This window comes from Methylobacterium sp. 88A, from assembly GCF_000376345.1.
Classification (GTDB): Bacteria; Pseudomonadota; Alphaproteobacteria; order Rhizobiales; family Beijerinckiaceae; genus Methylobacterium; species Methylobacterium bullatum.
Window position 1 is genome coordinate 3,852,571 of record NZ_AQVT01000001.1, and the last position, 15,376, is coordinate 3,867,946.

16 protein-coding genes and 1 riboswitch are annotated in these 15,376 nt (G+C 70.6%); of the genes, 12 read left to right on the plus strand and 4 right to left on the minus strand.

Annotated features, from left to right (window positions below):
- Nucleotides 1–23 precede the first annotated feature (23 nt).
- Nucleotides 24–1,484 carry a cobyric acid synthase gene (locus A3OM_RS0118440; protein WP_018045255.1) on the minus strand — a complete coding sequence of 487 codons (1,461 nt, stop codon included), beginning with the start codon at nucleotides 1,482–1,484 and terminating at the stop codon, nucleotides 24–26.
- A gap of 57 nt (nucleotides 1,485–1,541) precedes the next feature.
- Nucleotides 1,542–2,216, minus strand: a complete 675-nt coding sequence (locus A3OM_RS24305) for a hypothetical protein (protein ID WP_018045256.1) — start codon at nucleotides 2,214–2,216, stop codon at nucleotides 1,542–1,544.
- 139 nt (nucleotides 2,217–2,355) lie between these two features.
- On the opposite strand from A3OM_RS24305, the gene A3OM_RS0118450 reads away from it, so the two are divergent.
- Both A3OM_RS0118450 and A3OM_RS0118455 read left to right on the plus strand, forming a co-directional pair.
- A complete protein-coding gene (locus tag A3OM_RS0118450; protein WP_018045257.1) occupies nucleotides 2,356–2,769 on the plus strand; it encodes a RusA family crossover junction endodeoxyribonuclease in 414 nt (137 codons plus the stop codon).
- Between the two features lie 5 nt (nucleotides 2,770–2,774).
- Nucleotides 2,775–3,416 carry a hypothetical protein gene (locus tag A3OM_RS0118455; protein WP_157196507.1) on the plus strand — a complete coding sequence of 214 codons (642 nt, stop codon included), beginning with the start codon at nucleotides 2,775–2,777 and terminating at the stop codon, nucleotides 3,414–3,416.
- 13 nt (nucleotides 3,417–3,429) lie between these two features.
- On the opposite strand, the gene cobO is transcribed toward A3OM_RS0118455, so the two are convergent.
- Both cobO and cobU read right to left on the minus strand, forming a co-directional pair.
- Nucleotides 3,430–4,050 (minus strand): cob(I)yrinic acid a,c-diamide adenosyltransferase, encoded by a 621-nt coding sequence (gene cobO, locus A3OM_RS0118460; RefSeq protein WP_018045259.1) that lies wholly within the window; start codon nucleotides 4,048–4,050, stop codon nucleotides 3,430–3,432.
- Complete coding sequence (gene cobU, locus A3OM_RS0118465; RefSeq protein WP_018045260.1) at nucleotides 4,047–4,559, minus strand: bifunctional adenosylcobinamide kinase/adenosylcobinamide-phosphate guanylyltransferase; 513 nt, start codon at nucleotides 4,557–4,559, stop codon at nucleotides 4,047–4,049. Before cobU ends, cobO begins: the two co-directional genes overlap by 4 nt.
- Nucleotides 4,560–4,665: 106 nt before the next feature.
- Nucleotides 4,666–4,860: riboswitch (cobalamin riboswitch) on the plus strand.
- Between the two features lie 56 nt (nucleotides 4,861–4,916).
- On the opposite strand from cobU, the gene A3OM_RS0118470 reads away from it, so the two are divergent.
- From A3OM_RS0118470 to cobJ, 10 genes are all read left to right on the plus strand, one after another.
- Nucleotides 4,917–5,093 (plus strand): CbtB-domain containing protein, encoded by a 177-nt coding sequence (locus tag A3OM_RS0118470; protein WP_018045261.1) that lies wholly within the window; start codon nucleotides 4,917–4,919, stop codon nucleotides 5,091–5,093.
- Nucleotides 5,094–5,123: 30 nt separating this feature from the next.
- Entirely contained in the window at nucleotides 5,124–5,903 is a 780-nt protein-coding gene (locus A3OM_RS0118475) for a CbtA family protein (protein WP_018045262.1), read from the plus strand.
- The gene (locus tag A3OM_RS0118480; RefSeq protein WP_018045263.1) at nucleotides 5,896–6,318 is read left to right on the plus strand and encodes a DUF1636 domain-containing protein; all 423 of its coding nucleotides are present in this window, start codon (nucleotides 5,896–5,898) and stop codon (nucleotides 6,316–6,318) included. The genes A3OM_RS0118475 and A3OM_RS0118480 overlap by 8 nt, the downstream gene beginning before the upstream one ends.
- Nucleotides 6,315–7,349 (plus strand): cobalamin biosynthesis protein CobW, encoded by a 1,035-nt coding sequence (gene cobW / locus A3OM_RS0118485; protein WP_018045264.1) that lies wholly within the window; start codon nucleotides 6,315–6,317, stop codon nucleotides 7,347–7,349. Before A3OM_RS0118480 ends, cobW begins: the two co-directional genes overlap by 4 nt.
- Nucleotides 7,350–7,492: 143 nt before the next feature.
- On the plus strand, nucleotides 7,493–8,278 hold the full coding sequence (locus A3OM_RS0118490) for a DUF4349 domain-containing protein (protein WP_245257803.1): 786 nt from the start codon (nucleotides 7,493–7,495) through the stop codon (nucleotides 8,276–8,278).
- Between the two features lie 13 nt (nucleotides 8,279–8,291).
- Nucleotides 8,292–11,777, plus strand: coding sequence for a cobaltochelatase subunit CobN (gene cobN, locus A3OM_RS0118495; RefSeq protein WP_018045266.1), 3,486 nt, complete (start codon nucleotides 8,292–8,294; stop codon nucleotides 11,775–11,777).
- Complete coding sequence (locus A3OM_RS0118500) at nucleotides 11,774–13,102, plus strand: hypothetical protein (protein ID WP_018045267.1); 1,329 nt, start codon at nucleotides 11,774–11,776, stop codon at nucleotides 13,100–13,102. The genes cobN and A3OM_RS0118500 overlap by 4 nt, the downstream gene beginning before the upstream one ends.
- Nucleotides 13,099–13,731, plus strand: a complete 633-nt coding sequence (locus A3OM_RS0118505; RefSeq protein WP_018045268.1) for a precorrin-8X methylmutase — start codon at nucleotides 13,099–13,101, stop codon at nucleotides 13,729–13,731. Before A3OM_RS0118500 ends, A3OM_RS0118505 begins: the two co-directional genes overlap by 4 nt.
- Nucleotides 13,731–14,522, plus strand: coding sequence for a precorrin-2 C(20)-methyltransferase (locus A3OM_RS0118510; RefSeq protein ID WP_018045269.1), 792 nt, complete (start codon nucleotides 13,731–13,733; stop codon nucleotides 14,520–14,522). The genes A3OM_RS0118505 and A3OM_RS0118510 overlap by 1 nt, the downstream gene beginning before the upstream one ends.
- Complete coding sequence (gene cobJ, locus A3OM_RS0118515) at nucleotides 14,519–15,274, plus strand: precorrin-3B C(17)-methyltransferase (protein WP_018045270.1); 756 nt, start codon at nucleotides 14,519–14,521, stop codon at nucleotides 15,272–15,274. Before A3OM_RS0118510 ends, cobJ begins: the two co-directional genes overlap by 4 nt.
- Nucleotides 15,275–15,376: the final 102 nt, after the last annotated feature.

Sequence of the window (15,376 nt, forward strand, 5' to 3'; positions counted from 1 at the left end):
GGCGAGCCTACGCCGCAAAACCGCTAACGCGCCAGCGCCAGCAGGCGGTCGCAATCGACATGGGCCTCGATGTGTCGCGCCAATTCGTCAAGGACGCGCTCGACCCCGCTTTCGTAGGAATGGCCGTCAGACGCCGCACCGAGGCGCGCGAGCCAGGCGGCCCGCTGCCGGTCGTCGGAGAAGAGGCCGTGGACATAGGTGCCGCTGACCCGCCCGTCGCCCGAGACGGCGCCGTCCGTCCGCCCGTCGGCGAAGCGCAGCAGCGGCGTCACCGTGTCCGGACCGGCCGTGTCGCCCACATGCATCTCGTAGCCGTTGAACGGCAGATCGTCGGCCAGCGTCCGGCCGCTCACCGCTTCGAGCCGCTTCAGCGGCGTCATCACCGTCTCGACGTCGAGCAGGCCGAGTCCGGCGACACTGCGCGGCTCGCCCTCGATCCCGTGCGGGTCGCTCAACGTCCGGCCCAGCATCTGGTAGCCGCCGCAGAGCCCGAGCACGTGGCCGCCCCGGCGCAGATGCGCGCGGATGTCGATGTCCCATCCCTCGCGGCGCAGGGCGTCGAGGTCGTCGATCGTGGTCTTCGACCCCGGCAGCAGCACGAGGGCGACGTCGCCCGGAATCGCCTCGCCGGGCCGGACCAGCACGACCTCCACCTCCGGCTCCGCCCGTAGCGGATCGAGGTCGTCGAAATTGGCGATGCGCGGCAGGACCGGCACGGCGACGCGGATGCGCGTCCGGCCGGATGAGGCGGAACCGGCGAGGCCGAGCGCATCCTCGGCGGGCAGGCGCGCGGCCTCGGGGAAATGCGGCACGAGCCCAAGGGCGGGCCAGCCGGTCGCCGCGGCGACGATGTCCATGCCGTCGGCGAACAGGCTGGGATCGCCGCGAAAGCGGTTGACGAGAAAACCGGCGATCATGGCCGCATCCGCCGCGTCGATCACAGCCTTGGTGCCGACGAGACTGGCGATGACGCCGCCCCGGTCGATATCGCCGAGCAGGATCACCGGCGTGTCGGCGGCCCGCGCGAAACCCATATTGGCGATGTCGCCGCGCCGCAGATTCACCTCGGAGGCCGAACCGGCGCCCTCCACGATCACGAGATCGGCCTGAGCCTTCAAGTGTGAAAAACTCTCCAGCACGGAAGCCAGCAGGCGCGGCTTCCAGGCCTGATAGTCTCGGGCCTTCGCGGTGCCGACCATCCGTCCCTGCACCACCACCTGGGAGCCGGTCTCGCTCTGGGGCTTCAGCAGGACCGGATTCATGTGGATGGAGGGCGCCACCCCGCAGGCCCGCGCCTGCAGCGCCTGGGCCCGGCCGATCTCGCCGCCATCGGCGGTAACGGCCGCGTTGTTCGACATGTTCTGCGGCTTGAACGGCCGCACGGCGAGGCCTCGCCGCGTGAAGGCGCGGCACAGGCCGGCCACGATCAGCGATTTGCCGACATCCGAGCCGGTGCCCTGGATCATGAAGGCGCGGGCGGTCATGCGATCGGGTCTCGTCCGGTGTGCCGAGGGGCGCCGGCGAGCCCTAGCACGGCCGCGTCAGGGCCGCGACGGCGGGCCGGCGCCGCAGGCGGGATCGGCAGGCCGCGCGGCCCGGCGGAAATCGAGGATGGCGGAGGCGTAGGTCTCGACCACCTCCGAGAACGGCACCCGCTCGGCCGTGAACAGCACGGCGCGATGGCTGAACAGCCGGTCCGGAATCGCGAGCGGCGCGCAGGCGGGATCCGGCGGGACCGCTTGATCCCACCCGGGCGGCAAGGGCTGCCAGAGACGGTCCGCCCCGATGGTCTGGCGGGTGGTGCCCAACGCCTGGACCGCCCTGCCGAACGGCGTGTCCGTGGTCTCGAGCAGGCGGTTCATCTCCGGGGTCAGCCGCTCCGGCACGTACCAATTGTCGGCCTCCGACAGAACGTGGTCGCCGCAGGCGAGCCGGACCCGGCGATATTTCAGGACGGTGTCGGGTCCGGCGGCGAGGCGGCGACGCGTCTCCTCCGAGGCGGGCTTGTCCACATCGCGCAGGAGGGTCGCCGTGAGCCGCGGGTCCGTCGCCATGCCGTGCTCGGAGCACCAGCCTTCGAGGGTCACCGTGGCGCTGCGGCCCGCCAGGAGCCGCGCATTCAGCCCCTCCATCACCGCCAGCGCCTCGACCCGGCCGAGATAGGTGTCCGGCCAGGACGTGACGGATTGGGCGGATGCCGCACCGGCACCGGACAAAAAAATCGTGAGAGGAACGAGGCAGCGCCGGAAGCAGCGACGAGACACAACCCAAGGGCGATTTAGAATCATACTATACACGTTGACGAAGCCGTGCATAAGTTGCGGGACCGAAGCCCGCGACGCTAGGTGATCTCTCGTGGAGCTCATCTTTCCCATCGAGTTCCTCGTCAGCGGCACACCGGTCTCGTTCCAATCGGCCCGACCGAGTTCCAAATCGCAGTGGAAGCAGAAGGTCCGGGCAGCAAGCGACGGCTCTTTGCCCGAGAACCACTTCGCCTGCGAGGGCAAACTCGCCGTGACGCTGTTCTACTTCCCGGTCGGCCCCGTGCAGGGCGACGTGGACAATATCGTCAAACTGGTTCTCGATGCCCTCAACCAGCATATCTACATGGATGATTCCCAGATCGAACGGGTAGTCATCCAGAAGTTCGAACCGCAGCGGGTGTTTTCTTTCACGCAGCCGAGCCCAGTCCTGGCGGCGGCTCTGTCGGCACAGAAGCCGATCCTATACGTAAGGCTTTCGGACGATCCCTTCGAGGAACTGGCATGAGCGGCATGGAATCAGAACGGCCGGTCCTCGACCTCATCATCCCGGCACTTACGGATGCCGGCTACGAGGTCTATACTCACCCTTCACGCCAGCTTCTGCCCTCCTTCATGGGCGACTACGTTCCAGACGCCATCGCGCTTGGCAAACCAAAGAATCTGGCGATCGAAATCGTACGGGATGGCACGCGATCCGGAAGCCGGAAAAGGGTCGCTGACCGGTTCCTCGGTGTCACCGATTGGGAGCTTCGGATCTACTACGCCCGCTCCGGCGGCGGCGTGCCCGCCATCGACGGCGTGACGCCAGACATCATCGACCGCACGATTACGAAGGTCGAGGCCCTCATCGCGGCCGGCCAGATGGAAGCGGCTCTGCTGCTAGGCTGGTCGACCTTCGAAGCCATCGGGCGGGCCTTGATTCCGAACCGCCTGTCACACTCTCAATCGCCCGCACGGCTGATCGAGCAGCTCGCGGGCGAAGGCATCGTGACGCCGGACGAGGCGGATCGTCTTCGTCCCATCGCGAACCTGCGCAACGCCGTCGCCCACGGGGCCTTGCAGCGCGACCTCGATCGCACCGCCCTGGAGGATTTCGTCGCCACGCTGAAGCTCGTCCTCCACGAGAACCAGCCGGTCGGCGCTGGGGCCTGACCGCGCCCAGTAGTCAGAACTCGATCCCCTCCTGCGCCTTCACCCCGGCGGCGAAATGGTGCTTCACGCTGCCCATCTCGGTGACGAGGTCGGCGGCCTCGATGAGGGCCGGCTTGGCGTTGCGCCCCGTGACGATGACGTGGAGATCGGGCCGCCGCGCCCGGAAGGCCGCCACCACGGCGTCGATGGGCAGGTAATCGTAGCGCAAGGCGATGTTGAGCTCGTCGAGGAGGACGAGGCGGATGGTCGGGTCGGCCATCAATTCCTCGGCCTTGGCCCAGGCATGCTCGGCCGCCGCGATGTCGCGGGCTTTGTCCTGGGTCTCCCAGGTGAAGCCCTCGCCGAGCGTATGCCATTCGATCTGGTCGCCGAAAGCCTTCAGCGCGTGCTTCTCGCCGGTGTCCCAGGCGCCCTTGATGAACTGGACCACGCCGACCCGCCAGCCATGGCCCAAGGCGCGCAGGAGGAGGCCGAGCCCGGCCGTGGTCTTGCCCTTGCCGGGGCCGGTATTGACGATGAGAAGGCCCTTCTCGATCGTCTTGCCCGCGACCTCGGCGTCCTGCACAGCTTTGCGCTTCTCCATCTTTTCGCGGTGACGGTCGGCCTCCGGGTCGTTCGTGTCTGACTCGCTCATGCGGCTGCTCCGGGTTGGGGTTTCACGATCATCGGCAGTCCCGCCACCATGAACACCACATGGTCGGCCCGTGCGGCGAGGCGCTGGTGCAGGCGCCCGGCCGCGTCGCGGAAGCGGCGGGCCAGCGCGTTGTCCGGCACGATACCGAGCCCGACCTCGTTGCCCACCAGCACCACCGGGCCAGGCGCACTGCCGCAGGCCTCGATCAGCGCGGCGCTCGCCGCCTCGGTATCGGCCTCGGACAGGATCAGGTTGGTGAGCCACAGGGTCAGGCAATCGACCAGCACCGGCCCGGTCGCCGCAGCGACGGCCTCGGCCAGGTCGATCGGCACGTCCCGCGTGATCCAATCGGGCGAGCGGCGCGACCGGTGAAGGGCGACGCGCTCGCGCATCTCGTCGTCCCAGGCCTGCGCGGTGGCGAGATAGAGCCACGGCGCGGGGCAGGCTTCGATCAGGCGCTCGGCGTGCAGGCTCTTGCCCGAGCGCGCGCCGCCGAGGACCAGTGTCATTCTTGGGGAAGGCTGCCGCATGGCTCCCTTTAGCGCGAAACCGCCCTGCCCCGTCAAAGGCGGTAAAACGCTTTGGCGGCGCGTTGTCAGCGGTCGCGCGAGCGCGTAGAAGCGAGGTTCGGACGGTGCCCCGGCGACGGGGTGAAAAGGGAATGCGGTGAGGGCTCGCGCCTGAAACCGCAGCTGCCCCCGCAACTGTGAGCGGAGACGGGCCTGCCATCGGCCACTGGAGCGATCCGGGAAGGCGGCAGGACCGGATGACCCGCGAGCCAGGAGACCTGCCATCCGAAGGGGACCACATCGTCCTCCCGCTCGATCCTCGAACGCCGCCGGCGGGGCGGCCGGAGACCTGACACGATGACCACCAACACCCTCGTCCTCACCGGCACCCGCAGCAACGAGCGTCTCGGCGCGGTGCTCATGGCCGCTTTCCTCGGCCTCGGGCTCGTCTTCATGGCCGGCTTTGCCCCGGCGATGGCGCTGCACAACGCGGCCCACGATTTCCGGCACGCCCAGAATTTCCCCTGCCACTGACCGCCACGCGCTCAGTCAGGACCTGATTCCATGATGATCCGACTCGTGTCGGCGGCCCTGGTCGCCGGCTTCCTGGCGGCTGTCGTCGCCACGGGCTTGCAGTTCGCCCTCACCTCGCCGCTGATCATCGCGGCCGAGCGTTACGAGAGCGGCGAAGCCACTGCGCCGGCCGCGCAGTGGATGCCGCGCGGCGCCTCGCCGGCCTCCCTCATCGTGCCCGTCCATTCGGGCCACGACCATGGTGGCAAGACGGACGGTGTCGAAGGCGGCGAGGTCGCACCGGCCTGGCAGCCCGGGCCCGGCCTGCCCCGTATGGTCTTCACCGCCCTCGCGACCCTGGTCGGCGGCGTCGGCTATGCCCTGTTGCTGGGCGCGGCTCTCATCGCCTGCGGGCGCGAGCCGAGCCCGGAAACCGGCCTGCGCTTCGCCATCGCGGGGTTCCTCGCCGTGGCGCTCGCCCCGGCCCTCGGCCTGCCGCCGGAATTGCCCGGCATGGAGGCGGCTCCGCTCGCCGAACGCCAGTTCTGGTGGATCATGACTGCGGCCGCCACCGCCATGGGGCTCTACCTCATCGCGATCCGCCGCTCCTCCATCGCCATCGCCGGAGGGATCGTGCTCCTCGTCGCACCGCATCTGGCAGGCGCTCCGGAGACGAGCCACACCGCCTCCGCCCTGCCCCCGGGCTACGCAGCCCAATTCGCCGCTCGGTCGCTGGGCATCGCCTTCGTGTTCTGGGCGGTGATCGGCCTCGCCTTCGGCTGGGCCTGGAACAGCGTCGGGCGCAAGAACCCGGCGACGTCGCATGCCTGACGAGGACATCCCGGCCGGCAGCGCGGTCGTACTCTACGTCTGCGCCACCTGTCGCACGGCCGGCGACACGTCCGAGCCCCGCGCCGGGGCCCGCCTCGTCTCGGCGTTGCTCGATGCGGTGACGGAAGCAGCGATCGAGGGCATCGCCGTCGAGAGCGTGGAGTGCCTCTCGGTCTGCAAGCGCCCCTGCACGGTCGCCGTGGCGTCCGAAGGCCGCTGGACCTACGTCTACGGCGATCTCGACCCGGTCGAATCGGCCAGAACCATCCTCGCGGGCATCGGCCTGTACGCGGAGACGCCCGACGGCATCGTGCCCTGGAAGGCACGGCCGGAAGCGTTCCGCAAAGGCGTCGTCGCCCGCATTCCCCCGTTTCCTCCGCCGCGCGCGGACAGAATTCCGGACGCCGCCGAATGAGCATCGTCGAGAAGATCCCCTGCACCATCGTCACCGGCTTCCTCGGAGCCGGCAAGACGACCCTCGTGCGTCACCTCGTGGAGAATGCCGGCGGTCGTCGGCTCGCCATCATCGTCAACGAGTTCGGCGATATCGGTTTCGACGGATCGTTCCTGGCCGCCTGCGGCATCGAGGGTTGCCAGGACGAGGACATCGTGGAACTGGCCAATGGCTGCATCTGCTGCACCGTGGCGGACGATTTCGTGCCGGCCCTGAACAAGCTGCTCGACCGGGCCGACCCGCCCGAGCACATCCTCATCGAGACGTCCGGCCTCGCTCTGCCGAAGCCCCTGGTCCAGGCCTTCCACTGGCCGGCGATCCGCTCGCGGGTGACCGTGGACGGGGTGATCGCGGTGATCGACGGACCGGCCGTGGCGGCCGGCTTCTTCGCCGACGATCCGGCGGCCCTCGCCGCACAGCGCGCCGACGATGCCAGCGTCGATCACGACAACCCGCTGGAAGAGGTGTTCGAGGACCAGCTCCTCTGCGCCGATCTCGTGGTCATGAACAAGGCCGACCTCCTCGACGAGGCCGGAAAGGCCAAGGTCCGCGCCGAGGTGGAGCGCCAGCTGCCGCGCGCGGTGAAGATGGTCGAGTCCGAGCATGGCCGCCTCGATCCGCGCGTGATCCTCGGTCTCGGCGCCGCCGCCGAGGACGATCTCGACGCCCGCCCCTCCCATCACGGCGAGGGCGAGGATCACGATCACGACGATTTCGACTCCGTGGCCATTGCCGTGCCTGCCACGGCGAGCGCCGAGGATCTGGCCGCCCGCGTCGCCCGCGCCGCTGAGACCAGCGGCGTCCTGCGGATCAAGGGCTTCGCCGAGGTCACCGGCAAGCCGATGCGCCTCGTGGTCCAGGGCGTCGGCGCCCGCATCGCCCATCATTACGACCGCCCCTGGCGGGCGAGCGAGAACCGCGACGGCCGGCTCGTGGTCATCGGGCTGAAGGGTTTCGACCAAGGGGCGGTGGCAGCCGCCCTGGCGGGGTGAGCGCGTTGACCGCCCGACGGATCCCGGCGCGCGGGTGCCGCGGCCTCGTGGTCGCGTCCGGCCTGGCGGCTCTCGCGGCGATCGGTGGGTGCTCGGATTCACGTCCGCCCAAACCGGAGTTTCAGGCCTCGGACAGCCGGGCGATGGCACGCCTTTCTCCGGTGGCTCGCCCTCTCGCCCAGACGGGCGATGCGAAGCTCGCCTATACCCACGAGCTGACCATCGGATTGCCGCCCCAGCGGGTGAACGCGCATTTCGAGGCGGCCCGCGACCGCTGCCTGAACGAGGCGGCCCGGAAATGCGTCCTCGTCGCTGCATCCATCGACGATGGCCGGAGGCCTGCGGGCCGTCCGCAGGCGCAGGTCCAGGTCCGACTGCCGCATGAATCCGTCGCTCCCTTCATGGCCTTCGTCACGTCGCCCCTGCCCGGCGAGGCGACGGGCGACGTCGTGCTCCGGAGCCAGTCGACGCGTGCCGACGACCTGACGGACGCCATTGAGGATGGGGGCCGGCGCTTGGCCCAGCTCACCGCCTATCGCGCCCGGCTCGATGCGATCGCCGCACGGCCCGACCCGCGCGTGGAGGATCTGATCCGCATCGCGCAGGAATTGGCGCAGGTTCAGTCGCAGATCGAGGAAGCCGATGCCAAGCAGCGCGGCCTGAGCCAGCGCGTCGACACGGAGCTCGTCTCCGTCGCCATGCGCTCCGACGAGGCGCGCGCCGGTACCCTCGCCCCCGTGGAGGAAGCCTGGGATCAGGCGGGCCAGACCTTCGGCGCGAGCGCCGGATCGGCCTTGCGCTTCTTCGTCGCAGGCCTGCCCTGGCTGCCGCTGGTGCTGATCGGCGTGCTTCTCCTTCGCGCGCTGTGGCGCCGGCGAGGCCGCCGAAGCGCCATGACCGAGCGGACGTCCTCCAGGGCACAGCCATGACGGCGCGCCGCCCATGCATCTGATCCGAATCGACACGGTCTCCCTCGACGAAGGCGAAGCCGCCATCGATCTGGGCCAGGCGCCCGGCGACATCGTGTTCCTGTCCTTCACCGACTCCGACCTCTCCGGCATGGCCGGCGCGCATGCGGCCGAGCGGGAGGCGGCGGCACGGGACTCGTCGGCGAGCGACGTCCCGACGCTCCGCCTCGCCAAGCTGGCGCGGCTGCGCCATCCGATGTCCGTCGATCTCTACGTGGACAACGTCATCGCGCGGTCGAAAGTCGTGGTCATCCGCTGCCTCGGTGGCCTCGATTACTGGCGCTACGGCGTCGAGCGCGCCGCCGCCGCGGCTCGCGCGAACGGCGTTAAGCTCGCCGTCATTCCGGGCTGCGACAAGCCTGATTCCCGCCTCACCGCCTTCTCGACGGTGGCTCCCGAACTGGTGGAGACACTCGAGGGCTATTGCCGCGCGGGCGGGTCCGACAACCTGCGCCGGATGATCCGGCGCCTCTCCCTGGAGATCGGGCACGCGGTCGACGCGCTGCCGCCTGTCGCCCTGCCGCGCGGCTTCGCCTGGTGCCCGGGCTGCGGACCGGTCGCACACGAGACCGCCCTCGCCGCAGCCGGGAAGAACCGCCCCCTCGCCCTGATCCTGGTCTATCGCTCGGCCGTGCTCGGCGGCGACACCCGGCCCGTGGCCGACCTCATCGCCGCCCTCGGCGAGCGCGGCATCGGTGCCGCCACCCTCGCGGTCGCGAGCCTCAAGGACGCGCTCGCCCTCGATGCCGTGCGGGAAGCTCTGGCTGCACGAAGCCCGGACATTGTCATCGCAGCGACGGCCTTCTCGGCGCGGGAGGATGGCGGCTTCGTCCTCGATGGCGCCGACGCGCCCATCCTTCAAGCGTACACGATCGGGGCCTCACGGGAGGCCTGGGAGGCCTCGGCGCGGGGCATGAACGCCGCCGACCTCGCCATGCAGGTGGCGCTTCCCGAATTCGACGGCCGGCTCTCCGGTTTCCCGATCTCGTTCAAGGAGGACGGGCCTGAACTCGACGGGTTCAGCGAGCGCCGCGCCGTTCCCTTCCCGGCCGGCATCGCGGCCCTGGCCGACCGCGCCTCGGCCTGGGTGGCGCTGAAACACCGGCCGCGCGCAACGCGTCGCCTCGCCCTGGTCCTGTCCGACTACCCTGCCCGTGGCGGCCGGGCGGGCTTCGCCGTGGGGCTGGACACGCCGGCGAGCGCGGGAATCATTACGGAGACGCTGCGGCGGGCCGGCTATGCGGTGGGCCACCTGCCGGAGCCGGACGCTCTGATGCACGCGCTGACGAAGGAGGCTCCGACCTTCGCGGTGCCGCTCGCGGCCTATCGCGACTGGCTCTTCACACTGTCACCGGACGAGCGGGACACGCTCGATCAACGGTGGGGCGAGCCGGAGGCCGACCCGGTCTGTGTCGATGGGGCGTTCCGCTTCCCGATGGTCGTGGCCACTATTGCTCCCCCCCCACGACCTCATCCTGCGGTGCCGGAGCGCAGCGCCGGCCTCGAAGGAGGCTTCCAGCTGCCTCAGAGAGATCTGGAAGCCTCCTTCGAGGCCGCTGATGCGGCACCTCAGGATGAGGTCATTGGTTGGATGAGAGGACGTCTCGCCGTCTTCCTTCAGCCCGACCGTGGCCGGGCGGCGGATCGCAAGGCGGGCTATCACGACCCCGACGAGCCGCCGACCCATGCTTATCTCGCCTTCCATCTCGGATTGCGGGAAGGGTTCGACGCCCTGATCCATCTCGGCACCCACGGCACCACCGAATGGCTGCCGGGCAAGGCGGTGGCCCTGTCGCCGGCCTGCTGGCCGGCGCGGGCGATCGGGCATCTGCCCGTGATCTACCCCTTCATCGTCGACGATCCCGGCGAGGCGGCCCCCGTGAAGCGTCGGCTCGGTGGCATCGCGCTCGGCCACCTGACGCCCCAGACCGAATGCGCCGGCCTGACCCCCGAGGCCGCGCGGCTACGCGAACTCGTGGAGGAATATTCCTCGGCCAGCGTCCTCGACCCGCGCCGGGCCGACATCATCGCCCGCGCGATCCTCGACGATGCGGCCGATGCCGGCCTTCTGTCGGGCGTCGGGATCGACGCCGACACGCCCATGGCCGACGCGCTCACCGCCCTCGACGCGCATCTGTGCGACCTCGGCGAGGTGACCACCCGCGATGGGCTCCACGTGTTCGGATCGGCACCGGACGACGCGCCGGACCCTTTGAAAGCCTGCGCGGCCGCGGAGCGCGAGGGGCTGCTGGCGGCCCTCGACGGACGCTTCGTTCCCCCCGGCCCCGCCGGCTCGCCCTCGCGCGGTCGGACCGACGTGATGCCCACGGGGCGCAACCTCACCACGCTGGATCCACGCAGCCTGCCGACGCGGGCCGCCACGCTGCTCGGCGCGAAAGCCGCCGACGCGGTGGTGCGGCGCTACCTGCAGGACGAGGGCGACTACCCGGCCCGCATCGTCATGGATCTCTGGGCCTCTCCGACCCTCCGCACCGGCGGCGAGGACGTGGCGCATGCCCTGGCACTCATGGGCGTGCGCCCGACCTGGGACCACGCCTCCACCCGCGTCACCGGTTTCGAGGTGATGCCGCTGGCACTTCTCGACCGGCCGCGCATCGACGTGACCCTGCGTGTCTCGGGCGCGTTCCGCGACACCTTTCCCGAGACCCTCTCTCTACTCGCCCGCGCGGCATCTGCCGTCGCCGAGCGCGAAGAGGAAGACGACGAGAACCCGCTCGCCGCCGCGCGCCGCCGGGGCGAGGCCCCCGCTCGTGTCTACGGCGCAGCACCAGGCCGCTACGGCGCCGGTGCCGGCGAACTCGCCCTCGACGGACAATGGCAGAGCCGCGACGATCTCGGCCGAGCCTATCTCGACGCCACCTCGCACGCCTATGGCGGGACCGAGGACATGGCCGATGCTGGCTTCGCTGCCCGCGTCGCGCAGGCCGACGCCTATGTCCACGCCTTCGACGTGGCCGAACGCGACCTCCTCGACGGCGACGCCGCGGCCGATGCCATGGGCGGGTTCTCCGCCGCCGCCGCCGCGCTCGGCGGGCGCGCTCCCGCGCTCTACAGCCTCGACGTGGCCGACCCGGAAAAGCCCAAGGCGCGCACCGCCCGCGAGGATGCGGCGCGCCTCATCCGCGCCAAGCTCGCGAACCCGCGCTGGATCGCGGCGCAGCTGCGCCACGGCTATCGCGGCGCCCAGGAACTGGCACAGGGGATCGACGCGGTCTTCGTCCTCGCCGCCGCCACGGACGCCATCTCCGACGCCGATCTCGACCTACTCTACGGCGCGATGATCGCCGATCTCGATACGTTCGATGCCCTGCGCGCGGCCAATCCCGATGCCGCCCGCGCTATCCTCGAACGGTTCGACGAAGCGCGCCGGCGCGGTCTCTGGACCACCCGCCGCAACGCCATGGCCGCCGACGAGCTGATGCCGGAGGCGGCCGAATGAGCGCGCCGCGCCGCGTCTCGCCGGAGCCCGCGCGCCGGGGCTGGTGCCCGAGCCTCGCCCGGCCGATGCCGACGGGAGACGGGCTGCTTGCCCGCGTGCATCCACCACTGGGCATCCTCACGCCGGCGCAGGCGCGGGCGGTGGCGGAAGGCGCGCGCCGCTTCGGCAACGGCCATATCGACGTGACGGCGCGGGCGAACCTGCAGGTCCGGGGCGTCACCGAGGCAACCCGCTGCGGCCTCGCGGAGGCTCTCGGCGCAGTTGCGCTCAACGACGTGCGTGGCGACGGCGGGCCGCAGCGGCTCACCCTGACCGCGCCGCTCGCCGGCCTCGAAGCGACGCCCATCGACATTCCGACCCTGGCCGGGGCGATCGAGGCGATCGGGCTGGCGATCCCAGGCCTGCCCCCCAAGGCACTGGTCGCCGTCGAGGCGGCAGAGCGCGGCACCTGCCTCGGCGCCGCTCAGCCCGATTGCCACCTCGTCGCCACGGCGGAGGGCTTGGCGTTGCAACTCGCAGGCGACGCGGGCTGGTGGGATGTCCCGGCCGACGACGTGCATTCTGTTCTCGACGCCGCCCTGCGCCGGCTCGCGGAGAGCGGGCAACGCCGGATGCGGGATGTATCCTCCGCAGACAGAGGCGGCCTGGCGCTCGGTCTCGGCCTGCGCCCTGCAACGGCCCCGACCGTCGCATCGCTCCCGCGTCCTGGCCTACTTGCCCTGAACTCACGTCTTTCCACCGCTCGCGGGCAGCACGAATCCCCCCCAAGCGAAGCGTCGCCCATCGCCATCCTGGTCGACGCACCCTTCGGCCGCTGCACGGCGGACGCCCTGGACTCCCTCGCCGATGCGACCGAAATTCTCGGGATGGAGCCCCTGCGGCTCTCGCCGACGAGGGGGTTTCTGCTTGTTGCCCCCAACGCGGCGGCGGCGGAGGCGGTGCGACCCATCCTCGCGGCGGCAGGCTTCTTGACGGAGCCGGACGATCCGAGGCGGGCGGTTGCCGCCTGTCCGGGAGCGCCAGCCTGCGCTTCCGGCTCGACGACGACGCTTGTCGACGCGGCGCGACTGGCCGACGCCTTCGAGGCCTTTTCGGCGCGAGGGCTGTCGGCCCATGTGTCGGGCTGCGCCAAGGGCTGCGCCCATCCCGCCGCCGCCTCGCTCACCCTGGTCGGAAAAGACGGCCTCTACGGCATCGTCGTCGACGGCCGGCCCGATGCGTTGCCGGCGGCCCTCCTCACTTTCGACGCGGCGCTGGAGCGCGTAAGGAGGGCCGATCCGGCCTATCCCGAACCCCTCGCCCACGCTTTCAGGACATCCCCATGAGTTCGCGCCTCGACTATCTGCGCGACGGACAGGCGATCTACGCCCGCTCCTTCGCCATGATCCGCGCCGAGGCCGACCTCGCCCGCTTCTCCGGCACCGCCGAACGCGTCGTCGTGCGGATGATCCATGCCTGCGGCATGACCGACCTGCCCAAGGACGTGGAAGCCTCCGAGGATTTCGCCACCAGCGGCGAGGCTGCGCTCAAGGCCGGGGCACCGATACTGTGCGATGTGCGCATGGTCGCCGACGGTGTCACCCGCTCGCGTCTTCCCGCCGACAACCGGGTGATCTGCACCCTCACCGACCCGCGCGTGCCCGGCCTCGCCGCCGAGATGAACACGACCCGCACGGCCGCCGCCATGGAACTCTGGCGCGAGCATCTTCCCGGCAGCATCGTCGCCGTCGGCAACGCCCCTACCGCCCTGTTCCGGCTGCTCGAACTGCTCGATGAAGGCATCGCCCCGCCGGCGGCGGTCATCGGAATCCCCGTCGGCTTCGTGGGGGCCGCCGAGTCCAAGGAAGCCCTCGCCCGCGACGGGCGGGTGCCCTTCATCGTCGTTCATGGAAGGCGCGGCGGCAGCGCCATGACCGCCTCCGCGATCAACGCCCTCGCCAACGAGATCGAGTGATGGATTCGAGCGTGCGGCTTCCCCACGCCGAGCCGGCGGACATCACCGAGATCCCGCGACAGGTCACCACCGGCACGCTCTACGGCGTCGGGATGGGACCGGGCGACCCGGATTATCTCACCGTGCGCGCCATGAAGCTTCTCGCCGAGGCGCCGATCCTGGTGCATTTCTGCAAGAAGGGCCGGCGCGGCAATTCCCGCACCATCGCCGACGCGGTGATGCGCGACCCGGCCCGCGAGATGCCGCTGGTCTATCCCTACACCACCGAGCTTCCGCCCGAGCATGGCGAGTACGTCTCCGCCCTCGCGTCCTTCTACGACGATGCGGCGACGCGGATCGCCGACCATCTCGGGGCCGGGCGGGACGTGGCGATCCTGTCGGAGGGCGATCCGTTCTTCTACGGCTCGTTCATGCATCTGTGGCGCCGCCTGAAGGACCGTTTCCCGGTAGAGGTGGTGCCCGGCGTGACCGGCATGTCCGGCTGCTGGACCAGGGCCGGAACCCCGATCACCTGGGGCGACGACGTGCTGACCATTCTGCCGGCGACGCTGGGCCATGACGCCCTGGTGGAGCGCCTGCGCATCACAGACGCCGCCGTCATCATGAAGCTTGGCCGCCACCTGCCAAAGGTGCGCAAGGCGCTGGCCGAGACCGGCCTCCTCGACCGCGCGGTCTATGTGGAACGCGGCACCATGGCCGGCGAGAAGGTGATCGCGCTGGCCGAGAAGCCGGACGACGACGCTCCCTACTTCTCGATGGTCCTGGTCCCCGGCGAGGGGCGCCGCCCGTGACCGGCTCCGTCACGGTCGTCGGCCTCGGGCCGGGCGATCCGCGTCTCCTCACCCAGGCGGCGCGCGAGGCGCTGGCACAGGCGCAGGATCTCATCGGCTACATCCCCTACGTCGCCCGCGTGCCCGATCGTCCGGGGCTGACGAAGCACGCCACCGATAACCGCGTCGAGATCGACCGCGCTGGCCATGCCCTTCGGCTCGCCGCTTCCGGCCGCCGGGTCGCGGTGGTGTCCGGCGGCGATCCGGGGGTCTTCGCCATGGCGGCGGCGATCTTCGAGGCGGTGGAGACCGGCGACCCGGCCTGGCGCCACCTCGCTATCACGGTCGAGCCCGGCATCACGGCGATGCTGGCGGCCGCCGCCCGCCTCGGCGCGCCCCTCGGCGGCGATTTCTGCGCGATGTCCCTCTCGGACAATCTCAAGCCCTGGGAGGTCATCACCGCCCGGTTGAAGGCGGTGCTGCGGGCCGATTTCGTGATCTCGCTCTACAACCCGATCTCCTCGGCCCGACCCTGGCAGCTCGGGGCCGCGCTCGGTCTCGCCGCCGAACACCGCGCACCGGAGACGCCGGTCATCTTCGCCCGCGCGGTCTCCCGCCCGGACGAGGCGATCCGGATCCTCACCCTGGCGCAGGCGCGTGAGACCAAGGCGGACATGGCCACGATGGTCATCATCGGTGCATCCGCCACCCGGCTGATCCCGCGCGGTGACGCGACACCCTTCGTCTACACCCCGCGCAGCGTGCCGGCGTGAGGGTGGACGGTCGGATCGTTTCGAACCCTCCCCCCCCTGCGGGGGAGGGTGCCTGCGGAGCAGGCGGGAGAGGGGGCGACCTCTCCGGAGATGGCGCTCCCC

Excerpts from the sequence above, each read along its gene's own strand:
- A3OM_RS0118440 (WP_018045255.1), bottom strand. The coding sequence starts at position 1,484 with ATGACCGCCCGCGCCTTCATGATCCAGGGCACCGGCTCGGATGTCGGC.
- A3OM_RS0118455 (WP_157196507.1), top strand. The coding sequence starts at position 2,775 with ATGGAATCAGAACGGCCGGTCCTCGACCTCATCATCCCGGCACTTACG.
- cobO (WP_018045259.1), bottom strand. The coding sequence starts at position 4,050 with ATGAGCGAGTCAGACACGAACGACCCGGAGGCCGACCGTCACCGCGAA.
- cobU (WP_018045260.1), bottom strand. The coding sequence starts at position 4,559 with ATGACACTGGTCCTCGGCGGCGCGCGCTCGGGCAAGAGCCTGCACGCC.
- A3OM_RS0118470 (WP_018045261.1), top strand. The coding sequence starts at position 4,917 with ATGACCACCAACACCCTCGTCCTCACCGGCACCCGCAGCAACGAGCGT.
- A3OM_RS0118475 (WP_018045262.1), top strand. The coding sequence starts at position 5,124 with ATGATGATCCGACTCGTGTCGGCGGCCCTGGTCGCCGGCTTCCTGGCG.
- A3OM_RS0118480 (WP_018045263.1), top strand. The coding sequence starts at position 5,896 with ATGCCTGACGAGGACATCCCGGCCGGCAGCGCGGTCGTACTCTACGTC.
- cobW (WP_018045264.1), top strand. The coding sequence starts at position 6,315 with ATGAGCATCGTCGAGAAGATCCCCTGCACCATCGTCACCGGCTTCCTC.
- A3OM_RS0118490 (WP_245257803.1), top strand. The coding sequence starts at position 7,493 with ATGGCACGCCTTTCTCCGGTGGCTCGCCCTCTCGCCCAGACGGGCGAT.
- cobN (WP_018045266.1), top strand. The coding sequence starts at position 8,292 with ATGCATCTGATCCGAATCGACACGGTCTCCCTCGACGAAGGCGAAGCC.
- A3OM_RS0118500 (WP_018045267.1), top strand. The coding sequence starts at position 11,774 with ATGAGCGCGCCGCGCCGCGTCTCGCCGGAGCCCGCGCGCCGGGGCTGG.
- A3OM_RS0118505 (WP_018045268.1), top strand. The coding sequence starts at position 13,099 with ATGAGTTCGCGCCTCGACTATCTGCGCGACGGACAGGCGATCTACGCC.
- A3OM_RS0118510 (WP_018045269.1), top strand. The coding sequence starts at position 13,731 with ATGGATTCGAGCGTGCGGCTTCCCCACGCCGAGCCGGCGGACATCACC.